This is a genomic window from Kribbella sp. NPDC023972, from assembly GCF_040639075.1.
Lineage (GTDB): Bacteria > Actinomycetota > Actinomycetes > Propionibacteriales > Kribbellaceae > Kribbella.
On sequence record NZ_JBEZZH010000005.1, the window covers coordinates 44,836 to 64,596 of the forward strand.

Below are 19,761 nucleotides of genomic sequence, written 5' to 3' on the forward strand. Positions count from 1 at the left end.
TCCAGCAGGGCCGAAGGTCCCCAGACCCCCGGCGACTGGGCCTGACTACACGGATATGCGGATCCGGTACGGCGGCCAGAGCCGGTGCGCGATCAATCGGCGGTGCGAGCGGCGCGCGTCCAGGCGGTCCGTTCGGAGCAGGGCGAAGAACGCCGTCCACATGCCGACCATCCAGACGAACCAGACTTTCGAGCTCGTCGTGATGCGGCCTCTCACGCTTTGCTGGTGATTCCGCTCCGGATCGGTTGCGTGGTGTACCGGTTTCGACACGTGCTCAGACGCAAAGGCCCCTTCACAGGCCGGTTTGGTTCCGACCGACGCCGCGTGTGGGCAGCACGGCCCGCCAGACCATCTGCGCGAGCATGATCCAGACCACGTCCTGGCTGCCCATGTCCTGCATCATGCCGACCACCTCCTCACGTCAGCCGCTTGCCGGTGTCCATGGTCATGTCCTTTCCCCCGTCCTTCACCTCGATCCTTCCGCCGCTGCCGCGCCTCGGGCGGGGACTGTGGTCACCGCCGTACCTGCCGAAGGACACGGCTGGTCGGGACTGATGCCACTGCCCGCCGACGAGACCGAAAGGCAGGCTGGAACCGCGGCCACCCCTGTGTCGCCGAGGCAGGTTGAGGAGGACCGACAATGAGCACAACTGATGCAGTGCTGCACGAGTTCGACCGCTGGGACGAGGATCTCGCCCGACTCGAGGACGAGTGCGCGGCGGGTGACTGGGCCCAGCGGGAGCGGTTGATGGTCACCGCGCAGCGAACAGTCGCCACCTACCGCGGCCGGATCCTTCCCCAACTGAGGGCAGAGCAGGCACCGGCCGTCACGTACGCGCACGTGGTGGCGGACCAACTGACCCATGCGGTTGACCTGCTCGACGACCTCCAGCGTGAGCTGGTCAGGCCGGGCCAGACCAGTCAGCTGGAGATCCGCATCAACGAAACGCTCGCCGTGATCCGGGCCCTCGGAACGGTCGTACGCCGCGTCCACCAACTCGACCACGCGGGCCAGTCCTGATGTACGGCGTGCGCGAGCGGCAACCGATGCGCTGGTCCTGTGTCAGGTCGATCACCGAGGTCAGTTGACGCGGTCCCAGCCGCGGCGGGGGCGGTGGGTGCCCAGCTGGGTGTCGCGGCTGCGGTAGACGATGTACGGGCGGGTGAGGTAGCCGAGTGGGGCGCTGAAGACGTGCACCAGGCGGGTGAAGGGCCAGAGTGCGAAGAGCAGCATCGCGGCGAGTCCGTGCAACTGGAAGCCGATCGGAGCCTCGGCCATCAGCTCGGGGTGCAGGGAGAACCGGAAGATGCCGCGGAACCACACCGAGACACCGTCGCGGTAGTCGTAGTGGCCGAAGATGTTGGCGATCGCGGTATTGGCCAGTCCCAGCACGATGACGGTGGCAAGGACGAGGTACATCGCCTTGTCCATCTTGGTCGTGGCCGAGAAGACCGGTCCGACAGTACGCCGCCGGTAGATGAGGATGGCCATGCCGACGACGGTGCCGAAGCCGGCCACAGCACCGATCGAGACGGCGAGAAAGTGGTAGACACCTTCGGAGATGCCGACCGCCTCGGTCCATGCCTTCGGTACGCCGAGGCCCATTACGTGGCCGAGGAAGACCGCGAGGATTCCGAAGTGGAACAACGGGCTGCCCCACCGCAGCAGCCGGTCTTCGTAGAGCTGGGAGGACCGGGTCGTCCAGCCGAACTTGTCGTAGCGATAGCGCCAGAAATGGCCGACCACGAAGACGGTCAAGCAGACATAGGGCACGACGACCCACAGGACGGTGTCCATGATCAGTGCGCTCCGGGGAAGGTCGGCATCGGCAGTGGGATCGGTGCGGAGGCGGGCGGCCGCGCCGGTCCTGTGTCGAACGCGGAGCCGTACGGCGTGAGGCCGACCTCCTCCTCCGGCGGCCCTTCGGCGATCAGCCGCCGGACCGCTTCCGGCTCGTCGCCCTGCAGTGGTGGCAGCGTGGCGGTGACCGCCTGAACCGCACCGGCCCAGCGGGAGTCGGCTTCGGCCAAGGACAGACGCAGAACCTCCAGTCCGGCCCGATGCTCGACCAGCAGCCGGCGGCCTTGTTCGCGGTCGACGGTTGCGGCGTACTCCAGGACCACGCACAGGTGGTCGGGGAGCTCGCTTGCCGCGAGCTCGAAGCCCGAGGCGAGATAGGTCTGCTTGAACCGCAGCAGTGCGGCCCCGCGCTTGCGGGTGTCGCCGTACGCGAAGTACGTGAGGAAGAGGTTGTGCCGGCGGCGATTGTCAAAGGTCTCGACGTAGTCGGCTTCCAGCACCGCCAGTGGTGTGTCACCGAGGTTCGCGGCGGTTGCCCGGAGCAACTTCCCCACCTGGGATGGGAGTTCTTGTGAGGCGCGTCGGATCAGCTCGAGCCGCTCGAGCAATTGCTGGTCGGGGTAGCCGAGCAGCAGCGAGGCGGATTGCCAGGCGAGCGTCAGTTGTATGCCGTCGAGCCCCCGGGCGCGGCGCTCCTCCTTGCGAGGAAACAGCGTTCTGCCGCTCATCGGTGATCCGCCCCTCCGGTGAGACCGCCGGTGCCGCCAGGTTCCGTCTCCCCGCCGGTGGTGTCCGGGGTGCCGGTGTTGGTCACCGGTCCCGGGCCTTCGGACCTGGGCGGGAACAGGCCACTGGGCGTGCCCTTGCCGTCCCAGTTGAGCAAGTTGACTCGTGCTGCCTTGTCGTCGGGCGACGCAACAGTGTCCGAGGTCTGCCGATCCTGCAGCATCTGGAAGTTCTCGACCGCGATCGGGGTCAACGCGCCCGATCCTTCGCCGAATGGCCCAGAGCCACCCATCCCCGGGCCGCCCTCGTAGTCCAGCGAGCATTCGGTGGCCAGTTCCTCCAGCGAGTGGGCCTGCTCGGCGTGGGCGGGCGGGATGACGTAGCGCTCGTCGTACTTGGCGAGGGCGAGCAGCCGGTACATGTCGTACATCTCCTCCTCGCGCATCCCGACCGCAGCTGGAATGGCGGCATCGGGGTCGCGCCCCAAATTGATGTCGCGCATGTAGGAGCGCATCGCCGCCAGCCTCTTCAGCACCCGATCGACCGGAGCGACATCGCCCGCGGTGAACAGCTCGGCCAGATACTCGATCGGGATCCGCAGGGCATCGATCGCGGCGAACAGGTTGTCTTTGCGCTCGGCGTCCTCGCCGGTCTCGCGGACCACGTCGACGACCGGCGACAGCGGCGGGATGTACCAGACCATCGGCATGGTGCGGTACTCCGGGTGCAGCGGCAGCGCGACCTTGAAGGTGTTGATCAAGGCATGGACCGGGGAGCGCTGGGCCGCGTCGATCCAGTCGCGAGGTACGCCGTCGCGCTCCGCGGCGCGGATCACCTCAGGGTCGTGTGGGTCGAGCAGGATCGACCGCTGCGCCTCGTAGAGGTCGTGGTCATCGGGCACCGACGCGGCCTCGAGGACCTTGTCTGCGTCATAGAGCACCAGCCCGATGTAGCGCAGCCGCCCGACACACGTCTCCGCGCAGACGGTGGGCAGACCGACCTCGATCCGGGGGAAGCAGAAGGTGCACTTCTCGGCTTTGCCGGTGCGGTGGTTGAAGTAGACCTTCTTGTACGGGCAGCCCGAGACGCACATCCGCCAGCCGCGGCAGCGATCCTGGTCGACCAGCACGATGCCGTCCTCGGTCCGCTTGTAGATCGCGCCGCTGGGACACGACGCCGCGCAGGACGGGTTCAGGCAGTGCTCGCAGATCCGCGGCAGGTAGAACATGAAGGTCTGCTCGAACTCGAACTTCACCTTGCCGGCGATCTTGGCCAGCATCGGGTCGTGCTTCTCGGTGGCCGCGGACCCGCCGAGGTTGTCGTCCCAGTTGGACGACCACGAGATCTTCATGTCCTTGCCGGACAGCAGAGACTTCGGTCTCGCGACCGGCGTGTGCTCCTGGGCCGGCGCGTCGGTGAGGGTGGCGTAGTCGTACGTCCAGGGCTCGTAGTAGTCCTGGATCGAGGGCATCTTCGGATTCGAGAAGATGGTGGCGAGCTTCTTCAACCTGCCGCCGGCCCTGAGTTTGAGTCGGCCGCGCCTGTTGAGCTCCCAGCCGCCCTGCCACTCCTCCTGGTCCTCATACCGCCGCGGGTAGCCCTGGCCGGGCCTTGTCTCGACGTTGTTGAACCAGACGTACTCGGTCCCGGTGCGGTTGGTCCAGGCCTGTTTGCAGGTGACCGAGCAGGTGTGGCAACCGATGCACTTGTCGAGGTTCATCACCATCGCCATCTGCGCCATGACCTTCATCAGTAGGTCACCTCCTGGCTGCGCTTGCGGATCACCGTGACTTCGTCTCTCTGGTTGCCGGTGGGACCGAGATAGTTGAAGGCGAAGGCCAGTTGCGCGTACCCGCCGATGACATGGCTGGGCTTGACCAGGATCCGGGTCAGGGAATTGTGGATGCCGCCGCGCTTGCCCGAGGTCTCGGCGATCGGTACGTCGATCAGCCGGTCCTGCGCGTGATGCATGTAGACGGTGCCTTCCGGCATCCGGTGCGAGACGATCGCACGGGCCACCACCACGCCGTTGCGATTGACCGCCTCGATCCAGTCGTTGTCCTCGACACCGACCTTGGCGGCATCCTTGTCGCTCATCCAGATCGTCTGCCCGCCCCGCGACAGTGACAGCATGAACAGGTTGTCCTGGTACTCCGAGTGGATCGACCACTTGTTGTGCGGCGTCAGGTACCGGACCGTCACTCCCTCGACCGACGCTCCCCCGGCGCCCTGTACGTCGCCGACCGCTGGCTCGGCGAACAGCGCCGCCATGTTGAGCGGCGGGCGATAGACCGGGAGGCCCTCGCCGAGCTCTGTCATCCAGTCGTGGTCGAGATAGAAGTGCTGCCGCCCGGTCAACGTGTGCCAGGGTTTGAGCCGTTCGACGTTGATCGTGAACGGCGAGTAGCGGCGCCCGCCGGACTCCGAGCCGGACCACTCCGGCGAGGTGATCACCGGCACCGGGGCGGCCTGGGTGTCGGCGAAAGTGATCTGCTTGCCCTCGTGCTCAGCTGCCAGGTCGTGCAACCGTGTCCCGGTCCGCTTCTCCAGGGTCTTGAAGCCCTGGGTCGCGAGCCGGCCGTTCGTCGTACCTGACAAGGCGAGGATCGCTTCGCACGCGTGGATGTCGCGTTTGAGCGACGGGCGGCCGTCGGCGGGCCCACCACGGACGGCGCCGTTCTTCGCGCGCAGGTAGTCGATCGATGCGCTGACGTCGTAGGTGACCCACTTGGTCGTGGTCCCGAGTCTGTCGAGCAGCGGGCCGAGGGCCTGCATCCGGGCGCCGATCGAGGTGTAGTCGCGTTCGACCTCGACGATCTTCGGCATCGTCACGCCGGGGACCGGTTCGCACTCACCGCGCTTCCAGTCCCTCACGACTCCGTGCGGGTTGGCCATCGCGTCGGCAGTGTCGTGCAGCAGCGGTACGGCGACAACATCCGTGCGGGTGTCGAGACGCCCGGCGGCGAGCTCACTGAACTTTGTCGCGATGGTCTGCCAGGCGTCCCAGTCGGTGCGGGTCTGCCACGGAGGTGCGATCGCCGGGTTGAACGAGTGCACGAAGGGATGCATGTCGGTGGTGTTCAGGTCGTGCTTCTCGTACCAAGTTGCCGCCGGCAACACGACGTCGGAGAAGATCGTCGTACTGGTCTGGCGAAAGTCCAGCGTCAGCAGCAGATCGAGCTTCCCCTCCGGCGCACCCTGATGCCAGTCCACCTCCTGCGGGCGCTGGCTCTCCCCCGCCTCGGTCGCCCGCAGCGAACTGTCGGTGCCCAGCAGATGCTTGAGGAAATACTCGTTGCCCTTGCCGGACGACCCGAGCAGATTTGCCCGCCAGATCGCCAGCACGCGTGGGAAGTTCTCGGGCGAATCCGGGTCCTCGGCCGCGAACCGCAGCTCCCCTGACTTCAATCGCTCGACCACATGCTCAGCCACCGGCCGACCGGCCCGGGCCGCCTCGTCGGCAAGGTCGAGCGGGTTCCGGTTGAAGGTCGGGTACGACGGCATCCACCCCATCCGCGCGCTCTTCGCAATCACGTCGGCGGTGCTCATCCCGGCCAGGAGACCCTTGCCCGTCTTCGCCGCGACGGTGTCCGCGGAGAAGGTGTCGTAGCGGAACTGGTCGGTGTGCAGGTACCAGTAGGCGGTGTGGATCATCTGCCGCGGCGGACGCGTCCAGTCCAACCCGAAGGCCAGTTGCGCCCAGCCGGTGACCGGCCGGCACTTCTCCTGCCCGACATAGTGGGCCCAACCACCGCCGTTGACGCCCTGGCAGCCGGTCAGCGTGGTCAGGCCGAGGAAGCCCCGGTAGATCGTGTCGGAGTGGAACCAGTGGTTGGTCCCGGCGCCCATCAGGATCATCGATCGGCCACGGGACTCCTCGGCGTTGGCTGCGAACTCGCGTGCGATCCGGGTCGCGGCCGCCGCGGGGACGCCGGTGATCGCTTCCTGCCAAGCGGGCGTGTACGGCGCGGCAGCATCGTCGTACGAGCGGGCGTAGTCGCCCCCAAGGCCCTGTCGAGCGACGCCGTACTGAGCGAGCATCAGGTCGAACACCGTGGTGACCATCCGATCACCGACGCGACGAACCGGGACCCCGCGGGTCAGGGAGCCTGCGGTTCCGTCGACGCTGTCGAAGCGTGGCAGCTCGACCAGCACGCTGCCCGTGATGCTCTCGGCCAGCGACAGACATGGGTCGACGTCGCCGAGGTCGAGGTTCCAGCGCCCGGCTCCGGCCGCACCGAACCGGTGCCCCAGCGACCCGTTCGGCACGACCAAGGTGTCGGTGACGGCATCCACCACAACCGTCTTGAAATGCGCGTTCTCACTGGCGGCGTGACCGGGCAGATCGGCCGCGGTCAAGAACTTGCCCGGCCGGTACGTCGTGCCATCCGCGCCGGGTTCCAACGTCACCAGATACGGAAGATCGGTGTACTTCTTGACGTAGTCGGCGAAGTACGGCGTCTCCCGGTCGACGAAGAACTCCTTGAGGATCACGTGGCCCATCGCCATCGCGAGCGCGCCGTCGGTACCAGGCTTGATGGCCAGCCAGTCGTCGGCGAACTTCACGTTGTCGGCGTAGTCGGGAGAAACCACGACGACCTTCTGGCCGCGGTAGCGTGCCTCCGTCATCCAGTGCGCATCCGGGGTCCGAGTCACCGGGACGTTCGAACCCCACATGACCAGGTAGCCTGCGTCCCACCAGTCCCCCGACTCCGGTACGTCGGTCTGGTCGCCGAACATCTGCGGAGAGGCCACCGGCAGATCGGCGTACCAGTCGTAGAACGACAGCATCGAGCCGCCGATCAGTGACGTGAACCGGGCACCGGAGGCATGCGACACCATCGACATCGCCGGGATCGGCGAGAACCCCGCGATCCGGTCCGGCCCCCACTTCTTGATCGTGTGCACGTAGGCTGCGGCCACCAGTTCGCTCGCCTCGTCCCAGGTCGCGCGCACCAGGCCGCCCTTGCCGCGCGCGGACTTATAAGCCTTGGCCCGCAGCGGGTTGTCGGCGATGTGCGCCCACGCCTTGACCGGATCCCCGCCGTACTGGTTCTTGGCCTCGCGATACATCTGCAGCAGTACGCCACGCACGTACGGGTAGCGGATCCGCGTCGGCGAGTACGTGTACCAGGAGAACGCCGCACCGCGCGGACAACCCCGCGGCTCATACTCCGGCTTGTCCGGGCCGACCGACGGATAATCGGTCTGCTGCGTCTCCCAGGTGATGATCCCGTCCTTGACGTACACCTTCCACGAGCACGACCCGGTGCAGTTCACCCCGTGCGTGGAGCGCACCACCTTGTCGTGGCTCCAGCGATCCCGGTAGAAGTCGTCAGCCTGACGTCCGCCGACCTTGGTCAAGGTCCGAAGGTCATCGGACACGGTGCCTTTGGTGAAGAAGCGTCTCGTGCGCACCAGCGCGTCACTCAGGCTCCCGTCCAGGCCGACCTCGCGACCGTTGTGCTTGCCTTTGGGCTCGGCTTCGGTGCTCACGAGTGATCCTCTCGTCGGGGCTGAGACTCAGGAGACGTTCGTTGGCGACGCCGAACCCGGCGAAGAACTGCGTTGCCCTCGCTCGGTGGCTCGCACCACGGTCAGGGTCAGGACAAGAGTCAGTGCCGCGGTCACCGCCAGCAGCCAGAGCCCGATGGCGTAGGACTCGGTACGGCCGTAGACATAGCCCATGATCAGCGGTGGAACGAACCCACCCAGGCCGCCCGCGGCGCCGACCAGACCGGTGACTCCTCCCACGCGGGACGGCTCGGTCACCTTGGCGATCAGCGCGAACGTGGCGCCACTGCCCGAACCCAGCGCGGCGGCCATCCCCAGGAACGCGGCCGTGCCGGCATGCTCGAGCAGCGGGTGCGTCGCCGCGACCCCGGCGCCGACCACCACGACCGCGAATCCGGCAGCCAGAACCGGGATCGGCCCGAACCGGTCGGAAAGCCAGCCGCCGATCGGACGCATGACGACGGCGACCACGACGAAGCCCGCCATCCGGTTCGCGGCGTCCGCCGGCGTCAGTGCGTAGTCGGTCTTGAGGTACGCCGGGAGGTAGACGGAGAACGCGACGTATCCGCCGAAGGCCACCGCATACAGCGCGCAGGCCTGCCAGGTGACCGGGAGCTTCGCGTTCGACACGAGCCGCCTCAGCAGCGACGTCGTCGGCGCGGCTCGTCCCGGCGCGTCGCGCAGCATCAGCCAGCCGACCACCGCGTACACGGCAAGCGCGGTCGCCGTGATCAGGAACGGCGCCTTCGATCCGAGGCCGTCGTACAGCTTGACGGTGGTCAGCGCGCTGATCGCCGTACCGCCCATGCCGGCACCGAAGACGCCCACGGCCAGGCCGCGACGTTCCGGCGGAAACCAGGCGTTCACGAACGGCACACCGACCGCGAACGTGGTTCCCGCGATGCCGAGGAAGAACCCGCCCACCAGCAACAGGACATAGGAGTCGAGAGCAACGAACGCGATGTACAGGATCGGCACGATCGTCACGGCCGACACGATCGGGAACATCACCCGGCCGCCGAACTTGTCAGTCAGCGCACCGACAACGATGCGCCCCAGCGAGCCCACGATCACCGGCACCGCGACCATCAACGCGACGTCCGACTCGCTCAGAGCACCCAGGGCCCCGTTCTGCCGGAACAGCGGGCCGAGCGGACTGATCAGGGCCCAGGCCCAGAAGTTGACAGCAAAGCCCAGGGTGGCCAGGCACAACATCAGCCACGGCGAGCCGGCCTCGTCTCGAGTACGACGCTCCGTCGACGCCGTCATCGACCGTCACCCGCCGAAATCGTCACGCTCTCCACCCTCGCGCACGCCTCTGGCGTTGCCAATAGGTCCACAGTCATGCATCGGCCCGCCAAAAGCCTCCGCCGCCACGCCGCAGCGCCACAGATGACCGACCTGACGGTCATGTTCGACGGGCGCACAGTTCCTCCGTTCGTCGATCGGGGAGACATGCGGTGGCGGCGACCGGGGCGTCGAGGACATGCCGTGTGGCCGTTGCCCAGGAACAGGAAGCCGTCGACAAGCTCCAGGCAGGTCCACCGGAATGCTCTTGGCATCGCAGTACGCCTTCGGCGCCGCACCACCGGACACAGCCAGCCGTGCCTTCGGAGGCCAGGCCGGCACGACCACGACCACCGATCCCGTCACCACAAAATCCCACCAGGCCGCCCCTACCACTCGGAACTGCCGACCCGCACCTTCCCCGAACACAGCGTCAGTGCGGACGTAGCCGAGGAGCGTGATCTGAGGGCGGTGTCGTCGGGCCGCTTCGTGCTGCACCGCCGACCTGTTCGGTGCGGTCAGCCATCCCGGCCCGCCGGATCAAGTCAGAGACGAGGTCCTGGCCCTGGATGATGGTCTCATCGAGGGTCCGCATGCCGGCATCCATGCGACCGGCCTCGAACGACCACCGGGCGGCGGCCATGCCCTGCACCAACGAGTCGTTGATCTCTATGGCCTCGCGGCGCAGTAGCGCCTCGGCCTCCAATTGGCGCCGCTCTGTCTCGGCTCGGCTCAGCCGATCCGATGCATCGCCGAGCACCAGACCGAGCAGCAGTATCGGCAGCACGCGTGCTGCCCATCCGGTAGGCGTCAACGACACATCCCGCAAAATGGTCCAGACCACGATGAGGACCACGGCGAGCAGGCCGGCGGCGATGCCCGAGCGCACTCCGAACGTGATCGAGACCACCCTGCAGCGATCGACCGCACGTCAAGGGCCGACGCGGTCAGCACCAGCGCGAGGACGGAACCCCCGAACACGACAACGTGAAGCAAGAACATGTCGTTGAACGATGTGCCGAACAGGTAGTACGCGTAGGTGTAAGCGAGGTAGGCAAGCATTCCGACCCAGAGCAACTGCGCGCGATCAGAGCCGCGTGGCCCACAGTCGCGCCAGCACGAGGACCGGTACAACTACGGCGAGCGTCACGGGGTCGTACGCCCGAAGCATCTCGGCCACCGACGCCTCTCCGGTGTACAAGCCATCCCTCAGCAGCCCCGCGAGCGACGCCAGACCGGCAACACCGGCGACGAAGAACGAGAGGCGTAAGCCGCCCGCCATTTCGCCGGGACCTCTCCGACGGTTGATGCTGTCGATGACCCTCTCAGTGCTGGGTCAGTTGATGCTCTCGTCCGAACAGGCTCATCACACACCCCACTCTTCGACGGCGAGTGAGGTCGGAGCGTCGTCTGTGGTTCGGCTGGAGCGTGCTCAGGATCTGCCCGGCATCACCACCGCCGACCTCCCTCACCGGCTCCATTTCAGCCGAGCATCTTTTCGTCCGGCAGGGTCGAAAGTCCCGGGGCCGCTGTCCGTTCGCCCTGACCGGCCGAGGTCGAGCTGTCCTGGCCAGTCCGAGACTCCGAACGGTCCCGGGAGGTCGAATCGTGCTCAGTCCGGGCGGGCGCGGAGGGCACGGAGTTCGTCACGCAGCGCGGGATCGGACATCACCATGTAGACGAGTGGGCCAGTCCTGCGGCTCAGTCGTGCCTGGGAGCAAGGATCTCCCCGCCGGATCGGGCATCTCGGCCGCGGCCGCGCGGGGCTCTCAACCATGTCCATTTCCTTTCGTGGCATCCCCCGCCACGAACGCAGCGGCCGGCGTCTACCGCGGCAGGACTCGGCATCCGGTGAGTCGAGTCGGCGTGATCCGGACGAACCGCGTGCGCAGCCCGGCTGCCAAGGTTGCGGACCTTGCTCTCCCCACAGCTCCACGAGAAGGTCGTGGTCGTCCACGAGCGCGGCGTCGCCGACCGCGAGGACGCTCCAACCCGCCTGCAGGAACTCGTCGACCTCGAACGCCACCGGGCGATCGCTCATCGCGTTCGCCAGCGCGCTCCCGGTTTCGGTACGAAAGTAGATGCTGCGCCGGAGAACGACGTAGTTGACCGGCAGGATCTGCGGACCGTCCGGCCCGTCGAACCCCACCCGGCCGACCGACCTGGCCGCAAGGCTCTCCCGCATTCCTCCGGCGGCATGTCCTGGAACAAGCCTGGCTCGAACCGGAGCTGCTTGCTGTCTCTTGCCTCCATCTCACCAACGTGCGGCCGCCCTTCGCCGGGGCGAACCGGCCAGAGGTCCCGGAACCGACAGACCGAAGGTAGTCGCGCTTGCGCGGCTGGTCCGGGATCTGACCGTCCTACGACGATTCCGGCCAGGCCGATCATGAACAGCGGGGTGACCCACCAGTCGCCGACCAGGGACTGGTAGAAGTCCGCGAACGGGCCGCTGGTGCCCTTGCCGAGGAATCCGGCGGTCGGGTCGCCACCGTCGATCCAGCCCTTGCCGGACGGCGTAGCGTAGCCGAGCCGAACAGCTTGTCGATGAAGGCCCACAGGAATGTGAGGCCGAAGGCGATCCGCAGCACCGCGAAGGCGCGGCGACTGGCGGTGGTTGGCCTGGCACTGATCCTGGGCATCGGGATGCGGATCGCGGCGGTCACCGGAGCACTGCTGTACGTGCTGATGTGGACCGCAGCCCTGCCACCGGAGAACAACCCGGTGCTCGACGACCACATCCTCGGCGCCATCACCCTGGTCGCCCTCGCTCTGGTTGCCGCTGGCAACGTGTGGGGCCGAGCTGCTCTCGGTCTGCACGATCAAGAGCCTGGGCCATGTCGCCCCGTCGATCGATGTGCGACTCAACTTCCTGCCGACTGGTGCCGCAAGTGCCTTCTCTGCGGGGCGCTTGCCCGCCACGGCCGCGTTGTACTGCTCACGCAGTTCCGCCGGATCCCGGGCGCCGGCGTCAAGTGCTCGCCGAGTCGCTCCATCGCGACTTCCGCCGCAGGGATGCGATCCCGTTGCTCAGCCACATGCCTCAGAGGTCGCTCACCGCTGTCGTCGGGCGAAAGCAGGTTCGCCAAGGTCCGGTCATGATTGATCGGGTCGAAGAGCTGGCCGCCAGGCGGGTCGGCAGTTCGTCGAGCATGTGGTCGACGATGCGCTCGATCTCGGCGAGGGTGAGCGGTTTGAACAGCACGATCTCAGGCCGGGGTCACGTGGTGAAGCGGTAGCCCATTCCAGGCTCGGTGAGCAGGTGTCGGGGGCGAGAGGGATCGGGTTCGAGTTTGCGCCGTAGCTGGGCCATGTAGACCCGCAGGTAATTCGTCTCCGACTCGTAGCCGGGGCCCCAGACTTCTTGCAGGAGCTGTTTTTGGGGGATGAGTTTGCCGGGGTGGCGGACGAGGATTTCGAGCACGTGCCACTCGGTCGGGGTGAGCCGTACGTCGCCATCGGGGTTGGTGACGCGCTTGGTGGCGAGGTCGATGGTGAAGGCGTCGGTCCTGATGACTGGTGCGCTGTCGCCGGGTGACGCGCGCCGCAGCGCCGCCCGGATGCGGGCGAGAAGCTCGTCCATGCCGAACGGCTTGGTGACGTAGTCGTCGGCGCCGGCGTCGAGCGCGGCGACTTTGTCGCCCTGGGTGTCGCGTGCGGACAGCACGATGATCGGGGCGGTGCACCAGCCGCGGAGGCCGTGGACGACGTCGACGCCTGTCATGTCGGGTAGTCCGAGGTCGAGGATGACCAGGTCGGGTGGCCGCCGGCCGGCGACGGCCAGGGCGGAGGTGCCGTCCGGCGCGGCGTCGACGTCATATTGGCGGGCACGCAGGTTGATGGACAGGGCGCGGAGGAGTTGCCGGTCGTCTTCGACGATCAGGACCCGGCTCATGACGCCACCGGAAGGGTCACGGTCATGGTGAGGCCTCCACCGGCTGTTCGTGAGGGGGTGAGTGTGCCGGCCATGGCCTCGGTGAATCCGCGGGCGATGGCCAGGCCGAGGCCGATGCCGCTGTCGCTGGTTTGATCGCCGAGGCGCTGGAAGGGCGCGAACATTCGTTCCCAGTCTGTCTCCGGGATGCCCGGACCGGAGTCGACGATGCGTAGTCGTATCCGGTCGTGGTCCTGGTCGTGGTCAGCGACGACGTAGACCTTGGTTGCGGGCGGTGCGAAGCGGCGCGCGTTATCCACCAGGTTGGCGACAACGCGATCCAAGAGCCCCGGGTCGGCGAGCACCAGCGGGAGATGGTCCGGTACGTCGACGGCGACGTGATCGTGGTTGTGGGGCAGGTGGAGCAGGGCGTTGGCGACGATCTCGTCCAGCGCGACCGGCCGCGGTGCGACGGACAAGGCACCGGCCTGGAGCCGGCTCATCGCCAGCAGGTTGGCGACGAGTTCGTCGAGTCGGTCGGCGGACTCCTCGATGGTGGCGAGCAACTCGTCACGCTCGGCCGGGCTCCAGGTCACGTCACGCTGCCTCAGGCTGGACACCGCTGCTTTGACGCCGGCCAGCGGCGTACGGAGCTCGTGGCCGACGGCGGCGAGAAGCGCGGCCCTGAGCCGGTCGATCTCGGCGAGCTCGCGGGCTTGCGCTGCCTGCCTGGACAGACGCTCGGCCTCCCAGGCTCGGGCCGCTGTTGCTGCGAGACGAGTCAGCAGTCGCCGGTCCTCGGCGAACAGTTCCGGGCCCTCGGCGACGAGGCGCAGGCTGCCCCCGGCGCTGACCGAGATGGCAGGGCGGCCGCGCGGTGGCTGGCCTACCGACGCGGCGATTCGCTCTTGATCGTCCCGCTGTTCGAGTAATGCAACCGAGTCCATGCCGAAGATGTCGCGGACCTGATCCAGCACGCCGGTCAGTGTGGTGTCGGTGACCGGTTCGGCGGTGAACCGCGACAGCACCTCGGCCTCGGCGCGGCTGCGCGCCGCGGCGACGCGATGGCGACCGGCCAGCTCGACCGTCACGCTGACGGTGACGGCCACGCCGACGAAGACGATGAGCGCGATGATGCTGTCCTGCTGGTCGACGACGAGCGTGTGGTATGGCGTAGTGAAGAAGTAGTTGGCCAGCAGCACCGAGACCAGGGCTGCGGTCACGGCCGGCCCCACGCCGCCGGTGACGGCTGTCAGCACGACCGCGAGCAGGTAGAGCAGCAGCACGCTCTCCAGCGCCAAACTGTCGCGCAGAGGTACCAGTGCGGCCGTCAGAACGGGCAGCCCGACCGCCGTCAGGGCGATGCCGGTCCACAACCGTGTCCGGCGGTGCGCGCCGGTCGTGACCCCCAGCGCGGAGCTACGGGCGGCCTCCGAGGCAGAGGACTTCGTGCTTTGTGCCACGATCCACTGTTGCACGGAAGCCGGGGAGCTCTTGTCCGGCCGCCCGGGAACCATGACTAGCGCGGTACCGGTTCGGTCCGTTGCTCAGCGCCGCGTGCCTCGCGCAGCTCCGCCGAGCCGAGCTGCCACGGCACGTTGATCACCATCACTCCCGGCTGGAACAACAGCCTGGCCTTGAGGCGAAGCGCACTCTGGTTGTGGAGCAGTTGCTCCCACCAGTGGCCAACGACGTACTCGGGGATGAACACCGCCACGAGGTCTCTCGGGCTTTGCCGGCGAATGTTCTTGACGTAGTCGAGGACGGGGCCGGTCACGTCGCGGTACGGCGAGTCCAGGATCTTCAACGGCACCGGAATGTCACGCTCAGTCCATTCCCGGAGCAGGTCGTCGGCCTCCTCGGGGTCGGTTTGAACCGTCACGCCAGAGAGCGTCGTTGGCCTCGTGGCCTTGGCGTAGGCCAGCGCCCGAAGCGTTGGAGTGTGCAGCTTGGACACCAAGACGATGCCGTGGACCCGGGCCGGCAGCGTGACACCGGCCTCCCTCGGACGCAGCTCGGTCGCGAGCCGGTCGTAATGCCCGCGGATGCCCTTCATCAGCAGGAACACAGCCGGCATGGCGAGTACGACGATCCACGCGCCGTGAGTGAATTTGGTGATCAGCACGACGACGAGCACGACCCCGGTGAACACCGCCCCGACGGCGTTGATCGCCCGGGACCGCAACATCGTATGCCTGCTCTCCGAGGGCACCGCCTGCCGAAGTTTGCGGGTCCAGTGCACCACCATGCCGGCCTGGCTGAGCGTGAAGGATACGAAGACGCCGATGATGTACAGCTGGATCAGCCTGGTGGTGCTCGCGTCGAACGCCCAGATCAGCAGACCGGCAAGGGCGGCGAGGATGACGATGCCGTTGCTGAACACCAGCCGATCGCCGCGGCGGGAGAACTGGCGCGGCAAGAACCCGTCATGCCCGAGCAGGGACGCGAGGATCGGGAACCCGTTGAACGCGGTGTTCGCGGCCAGGACCAGGATCGCCGCAGTGAACGCCTGCACCGCGAAGAAGCCGATCGAGTGGTAACCGCCGAACACCGACCCCGCCACCTGCGCGATCACCGTGCGCTGCTCGTAGCCGGCGGGTGCGCCGATCAGCCGATGCGCATCGTCCGCGACATGGACCTTCGCGATCAGCGCAAGGGCGGTGATCCCGGCGAACATCGTCACCGTCAAGGCGCCCATGATCGACAGCGTGCTGGCGGCGTTGCGGCTCTTCGGCGACTTGAAGTTCGGCACCCCGTTGCTGACGGCCTCCACCCCAGTCAGTGCCGTGCAGCCGGAGGCGAACGCGCGCATCGCAATCAGAACCACCACCAGGCCGCCCGTGTGCGTTGCGGGCGCGACGGCGATCGACGCCGACTCCGCGGTCGGCGGATCACCTGCCAGCGTACGGAAAAGCCCGGTCACGATCATGATCAGCACCACGGCGATGAATCCGTAGGTCGGAATGGCAAACGCCGTTCCGGATTCTCTGACCCCGCGCAGATTCATCAGCGCCAGCACCACGATCATGCCCACCGAGACGGACACCGCATGCGGCGCGAGTGCCGGAACCGCCGACACGATGTTCTGCACCCCGGCGGCAACCGAGACCGCCACGGTCAGAACGTAGTCGACCAACAGTGCGCTGGCGGCGACCAGGGACGCGTCCCGGCCAAGGTTGGCCCGGCTCACGGCGTACGCCCCGCCCCCGTTCGGGTAGGCGTGACAGGTCTGCCGATACGAGGCCACGACCACGATGAGCAATGCAACGACAACGGCGGCAACCCACGGAGTCATGTGCAACAGCGCGAGCCCGCCGAGGCTCAGCATGAGCAGGATCTCCTCGGTCGCATAAGCGTTGGAGGACAACGGGTCGCTACAGAACACCGGCAAAGCGAGCTTCTTCGGCAGCAACGTCTCGCCCATGCGTTCGTTGCGCAGCGGTTGGCCCACCAGAAGTCGCTTCGGCACCTCGATGATCTTCACGGGATCCAGCCAACAACCATCGCACGCCCGCGAACGGCCATCTTGACGCCTTCCTAACGCGCCAGGCGCCGACCCTAGCGCCGTCTTAATGCGCTCACGCGAGCTGCCTCAACCCTGTCCGGTGCGGAGTAGAAGGTTGGTCGTGCTGTGGGTGGCCAAGCCGCCCAGGGCTTCCAGTGCTCGGCAGGTGAGGGTTACGTCAACGACGGCGGAGGCGTCCAGGCGGACGCGGAGCGATGTGTCCTGGCGGCGGTCGCCGGTCAGGACACAATCAACCTGGTCCCAGTGGACGCCGTCGACGGGTTCGGGCTCGATGATCAGCGGCCCGGTCACGAAGCCTTCGTTGACGACGGCAACGGGGATGGTGTGCCACTCGCCCGGAGCCGGCTCGCCGAGTGGGGCGCCGGTGCGGGTGACGGTGACCCGGGCTTCGGGGTTGATGGTGACCGCGAGCGGAGCGTCGGTCTCGACGGGTCCGCAACAGCCGAGCTGCATCATCAGTGGACCTCACACTCGTCGAGCCGGGCACGGTAGATCTCCTGGGCAGCGTCGTACGCCTCCCGCGCCGCCTGCCGTTCGCTGTCTCGGATGAAACCGGACTTCGCCTTCCACAGGGCGTCGACGGAGTCGTGCAACCACTGCGCGCTGCGCCGGGACGCGCGGATCGGCCGGCCGGCGATCTCGACGAAGATCGGCTGGGTGTGCACGCTGCGCAGGATCCGCATCGCCAACCAGGACGAGCGTTCCAGCGTCACGTCGAACGACACCTCCTGCTCGGTGCCATCCGCCACCAACTCCTGCGAAGCCATCGGTACGCCGTTCACGAGCACCTCGACCAGTACGGCGCGGGACGTGCCGATCCGCGCCCGCTCCAGATGCCAGCCCACCGGCGCGCTGTACGCCGGACGCCCAGCCGGCGGCGGAGGCGGCTCCTCAGGCAGCCAAGCCGCGAACGTCGCACTCACCTGCACCGGACCCGCCTCAGCCACGCTGTGCTCGCGGGTCACGTGACCATCGACGGCCAGGTCGAAAACGTGACTACGACCATCACCGAAGTACGACGTACCCTCTCGCAGACCGTCGATCCACGCCTCCAGTGCCCGTGGACCCTGCGGCGGCTCGTCCAGTCGCACGTACGTACGCCCGACTCCCGGACCGTCGTCGTACATGCACGGATAGTCGGTCTCACCGAGCATCAGAGTGCGGTAGCCGACGTTGAGCAGGTGGTACCAGATGTTCAGCTCGGCCGTCGGCGCGAGCTGGCCGCCACACTGGAAGTCGGCGGCACCGAGCGGTACGTCGACCACGATCTCGTTGGACCCGATGCCGTGGAACCCCGGGATGACGTAGTTCGGCAACTCATCCGTGCCGACCGCCAGACCCACCCCACAGTGCGCATAGCCGGCGAGAGCGTTCTGCGAACGACCCCAGCGCAGGACCGGCAGGTTCCACGACGGCCAGTCCTCGATCACGCTGGTGCCGGGATAGTCCTGGTCGGTCAGCCCGAGCAGGATCACGTGGCCGGAGTGGCTGGACGGGAACCCGGACACCTCGAGGTCGTACCGCAGCACGCTCTCCGCGTCGCGGTCGGTCGGCTTCGGCCTCCAGGTCATGCCTTGTGCCTGTTGCATCGCCGGACACTCCAGCTCGGCCGGCGGGCTGATCGACTCGCCACTGAAGAACTGCTTCTGGTGGTAGTAGCACGGCGCCCAGGTGAGCACGCTGCCGAGCCACAGGCCCTCGCCGCGGACGTGCCTGATCATCGTCTCCGGCGTGACGCCCTCACTCGGGACGTTGTAGTGCGAGCAGCCGCCCGCGTGGATGTGCGGATCGCCCGAGTAGTAGCCACGGCTCGCCGGGTCGACCCAGCGATCGAGCGTGATCGCCAGTACGTCGGTTGCCGAGTCGACGTCGGCCTGGAACCGCACCGGCCGGTACTCCGGCCCGCGGATCGCGGAGATCTCGTACCGGCCCTCCGGCAGCCGGATCACCTCACCGGTCGCCCGGTACACGTGCTCGTGGAAGAACATGTCAGGCGCCAGCCGCATCGCCTTGGACGGGTACGAGCGCCCTTGCGCGTCGCGGACCGTGATCGACGCCATGCAGCTGCGGCCGTCCGGCTCGCGAACGTCCAACTGGATGTCGCGGGCCGACGCACAGTCGAACTCGAAGGACGCGCTGAAGTCCCGGTCCTCCAAACTCGTCCGGAAGCTCGCGACCTGCACCGGTGTCCGACTCAGGCTGTGGTGGTTGTGCTCGTCCGCGACACACAGCCACAGTCCAGCTGACCTGACGCCGTGCTCGCGGCTGTAGAGGCTGATGATCTTGTAGTCGACCTCCAGGCCGGACAGGACACTGGGTCCGGCGATCGTCGTATTCAGCCAGGCGTCCTTGATCCGCGGTACGACGGTCAGCGTGTCGCGCAGCGCGATCCGCGCGGAATGGCTCAGGTGGTCGATGACGCCGTACACACCGGTGCTCGTCGTGACCAGCTTGCCCTCGATCCGATGTGGATTCTCCACCCGCACCAGGAAGCTGCGCCAGCCGTGCTGGACCAGCTGCGGTGGCGCGGCGCCCGGGGTGCACACGGCGTTCCCGAGCTCGTCGATCCGCACGTCCACGAGGACGAACGGCCGCAGCAGAGCCTCAGGTTCAGCCTCCGGCTTGGCCAGTTGGGCCGTCACCTCGACAGGCAGCGGATCGCCGAGATCTGCCAACTGCCGGACGGCGCGGGACGCGGACGCGAGCAACGGCTGAGCAGCGGGCTCAGGCACGGTGACCTCCTGCGGTGCCGGGAGCACTCGACCCTACTCCCCTGGCCACCGGCGATCACGTGGTTATCCGACGACGGATCGCCCAGGGGCAACGGCGCGGCCGGCACGGGATCCCGAGCCCGATCACCACTCGGCCATTCGGGCAGGTGCAACGTCACTGTGCCGCCGCTTCCGGGTTCACGAGGGTCACGCGCCTCGTGGTAAGTGCTTGGCAGGCAGCCGGTGTCTTCGCTGTTGAGCGCGAAGATGTGTTCATTGGGCGGTGCGCACACTCTCATAGCCGCCATCCGCGCGGACACGCCGA

The 19,761-nt window shown here is 67.4% G+C and carries 17 protein-coding genes; 3 read left to right on the forward strand and 14 right to left on the reverse strand.

Going from position 1 to position 19,761, the window contains the following annotated elements:
• Window positions 1-45: 45 nt before the first annotated feature.
• Window positions 46-216: a hypothetical protein gene (locus AB0F43_RS20785; protein WP_360478966.1), complete on the reverse strand. Its 171-nt coding sequence runs from the start codon at window positions 214-216 to the stop codon at window positions 46-48.
• A 424-nt stretch (window positions 217-640) separates the two neighbouring features.
• Between AB0F43_RS20785 and AB0F43_RS20790 the strand changes: the two genes are divergently transcribed.
• Window positions 641-1,021, forward strand: coding sequence for a hypothetical protein (locus tag AB0F43_RS20790; RefSeq protein ID WP_360478969.1), 381 nt, complete (start codon window positions 641-643; stop codon window positions 1,019-1,021).
• Between the two features lie 60 nt (window positions 1,022-1,081).
• Here AB0F43_RS20790 and narI read toward each other — a convergent pair whose 3' ends face one another.
• The 8 genes from narI to AB0F43_RS20830 all read right to left on the reverse strand — a co-directional run bounded on the left by narI (window position 1,082) and on the right by AB0F43_RS20830 (window position 11,513).
• The gene (gene narI, locus AB0F43_RS20795) at window positions 1,082-1,798 is read right to left on the reverse strand and encodes a respiratory nitrate reductase subunit gamma (RefSeq protein ID WP_360478972.1); all 717 of its coding nucleotides are present in this window, start codon (window positions 1,796-1,798) and stop codon (window positions 1,082-1,084) included.
• Between the two features lie 2 nt (window positions 1,799-1,800).
• Window positions 1,801-2,529: a nitrate reductase molybdenum cofactor assembly chaperone gene (gene narJ / locus AB0F43_RS20800; protein WP_360478975.1), complete on the reverse strand. Its 729-nt coding sequence runs from the start codon at window positions 2,527-2,529 to the stop codon at window positions 1,801-1,803.
• A complete protein-coding gene (gene narH / locus AB0F43_RS20805; RefSeq protein WP_360478977.1) occupies window positions 2,526-4,277 on the reverse strand; it encodes a nitrate reductase subunit beta in 1,752 nt (583 codons plus the stop codon). Before narH ends, narJ begins: the two co-directional genes overlap by 4 nt.
• Window positions 4,277-7,972 carry a nitrate reductase subunit alpha gene (locus AB0F43_RS20810; RefSeq protein WP_360480482.1) on the reverse strand — a complete coding sequence of 1,232 codons (3,696 nt, stop codon included), beginning with the start codon at window positions 7,970-7,972 and terminating at the stop codon, window positions 4,277-4,279. The genes narH and AB0F43_RS20810 overlap by 1 nt, the downstream gene beginning before the upstream one ends.
• Window positions 7,973-8,050: 78 nt before the next feature.
• Window positions 8,051-9,310: an MFS transporter gene (locus AB0F43_RS20815; RefSeq protein ID WP_360478980.1), complete on the reverse strand. Its 1,260-nt coding sequence runs from the start codon at window positions 9,308-9,310 to the stop codon at window positions 8,051-8,053.
• 451 nt (window positions 9,311-9,761) lie between these two features.
• Complete coding sequence (locus AB0F43_RS20820) at window positions 9,762-10,238, reverse strand: hypothetical protein (protein ID WP_360478983.1); 477 nt, start codon at window positions 10,236-10,238, stop codon at window positions 9,762-9,764.
• A gap of 177 nt (window positions 10,239-10,415) precedes the next feature.
• On the reverse strand, window positions 10,416-10,610 hold the full coding sequence (locus AB0F43_RS20825; protein WP_360478986.1) for a hypothetical protein: 195 nt from the start codon (window positions 10,608-10,610) through the stop codon (window positions 10,416-10,418).
• Between the two features lie 330 nt (window positions 10,611-10,940).
• On the reverse strand, window positions 10,941-11,513 hold the full coding sequence (locus AB0F43_RS20830; protein WP_360478988.1) for a pyridoxamine 5'-phosphate oxidase family protein: 573 nt from the start codon (window positions 11,511-11,513) through the stop codon (window positions 10,941-10,943).
• Window positions 11,514-11,872: 359 nt separating this feature from the next.
• On the opposite strand from AB0F43_RS20830, the gene AB0F43_RS20835 reads away from it, so the two are divergent.
• Together AB0F43_RS20835 and AB0F43_RS20840 are read left to right on the forward strand one after the other, a co-directional pair.
• Window positions 11,873-12,427, forward strand: a complete 555-nt coding sequence (locus AB0F43_RS20835) for a hypothetical protein (protein ID WP_360478991.1) — start codon at window positions 11,873-11,875, stop codon at window positions 12,425-12,427.
• Window positions 12,424-12,564 carry a hypothetical protein gene (locus AB0F43_RS20840; protein WP_360478993.1) on the forward strand — a complete coding sequence of 47 codons (141 nt, stop codon included), beginning with the start codon at window positions 12,424-12,426 and terminating at the stop codon, window positions 12,562-12,564. Before AB0F43_RS20835 ends, AB0F43_RS20840 begins: the two co-directional genes overlap by 4 nt.
• On the opposite strand, the gene AB0F43_RS20845 is transcribed toward AB0F43_RS20840, so the two are convergent.
• From AB0F43_RS20845 to AB0F43_RS20865, 5 genes are all read right to left on the reverse strand, one after another.
• Window positions 12,546-13,220 carry a response regulator gene (locus AB0F43_RS20845; RefSeq protein ID WP_360478996.1) on the reverse strand — a complete coding sequence of 225 codons (675 nt, stop codon included), beginning with the start codon at window positions 13,218-13,220 and terminating at the stop codon, window positions 12,546-12,548. The genes AB0F43_RS20840 and AB0F43_RS20845 overlap by 19 nt on opposite strands.
• Window positions 13,217-14,662, reverse strand: coding sequence for an ATP-binding protein (locus AB0F43_RS20850; RefSeq protein ID WP_360478999.1), 1,446 nt, complete (start codon window positions 14,660-14,662; stop codon window positions 13,217-13,219). Before AB0F43_RS20850 ends, AB0F43_RS20845 begins: the two co-directional genes overlap by 4 nt.
• Window positions 14,663-14,718: 56 nt before the next feature.
• Window positions 14,719-16,683, reverse strand: coding sequence for an APC family permease (locus AB0F43_RS20855; RefSeq protein WP_360479002.1), 1,965 nt, complete (start codon window positions 16,681-16,683; stop codon window positions 14,719-14,721).
• Window positions 16,684-16,791: 108 nt separating this feature from the next.
• On the reverse strand, window positions 16,792-17,181 hold the full coding sequence (locus tag AB0F43_RS20860; RefSeq protein ID WP_360479005.1) for a hypothetical protein: 390 nt from the start codon (window positions 17,179-17,181) through the stop codon (window positions 16,792-16,794).
• Window positions 17,181-19,457 carry a CehA/McbA family metallohydrolase gene (locus AB0F43_RS20865; RefSeq protein WP_360479008.1) on the reverse strand — a complete coding sequence of 759 codons (2,277 nt, stop codon included), beginning with the start codon at window positions 19,455-19,457 and terminating at the stop codon, window positions 17,181-17,183. The genes AB0F43_RS20860 and AB0F43_RS20865 overlap by 1 nt, the downstream gene beginning before the upstream one ends.
• Between the last annotated feature and the right edge of the window lie 304 nt (window positions 19,458-19,761).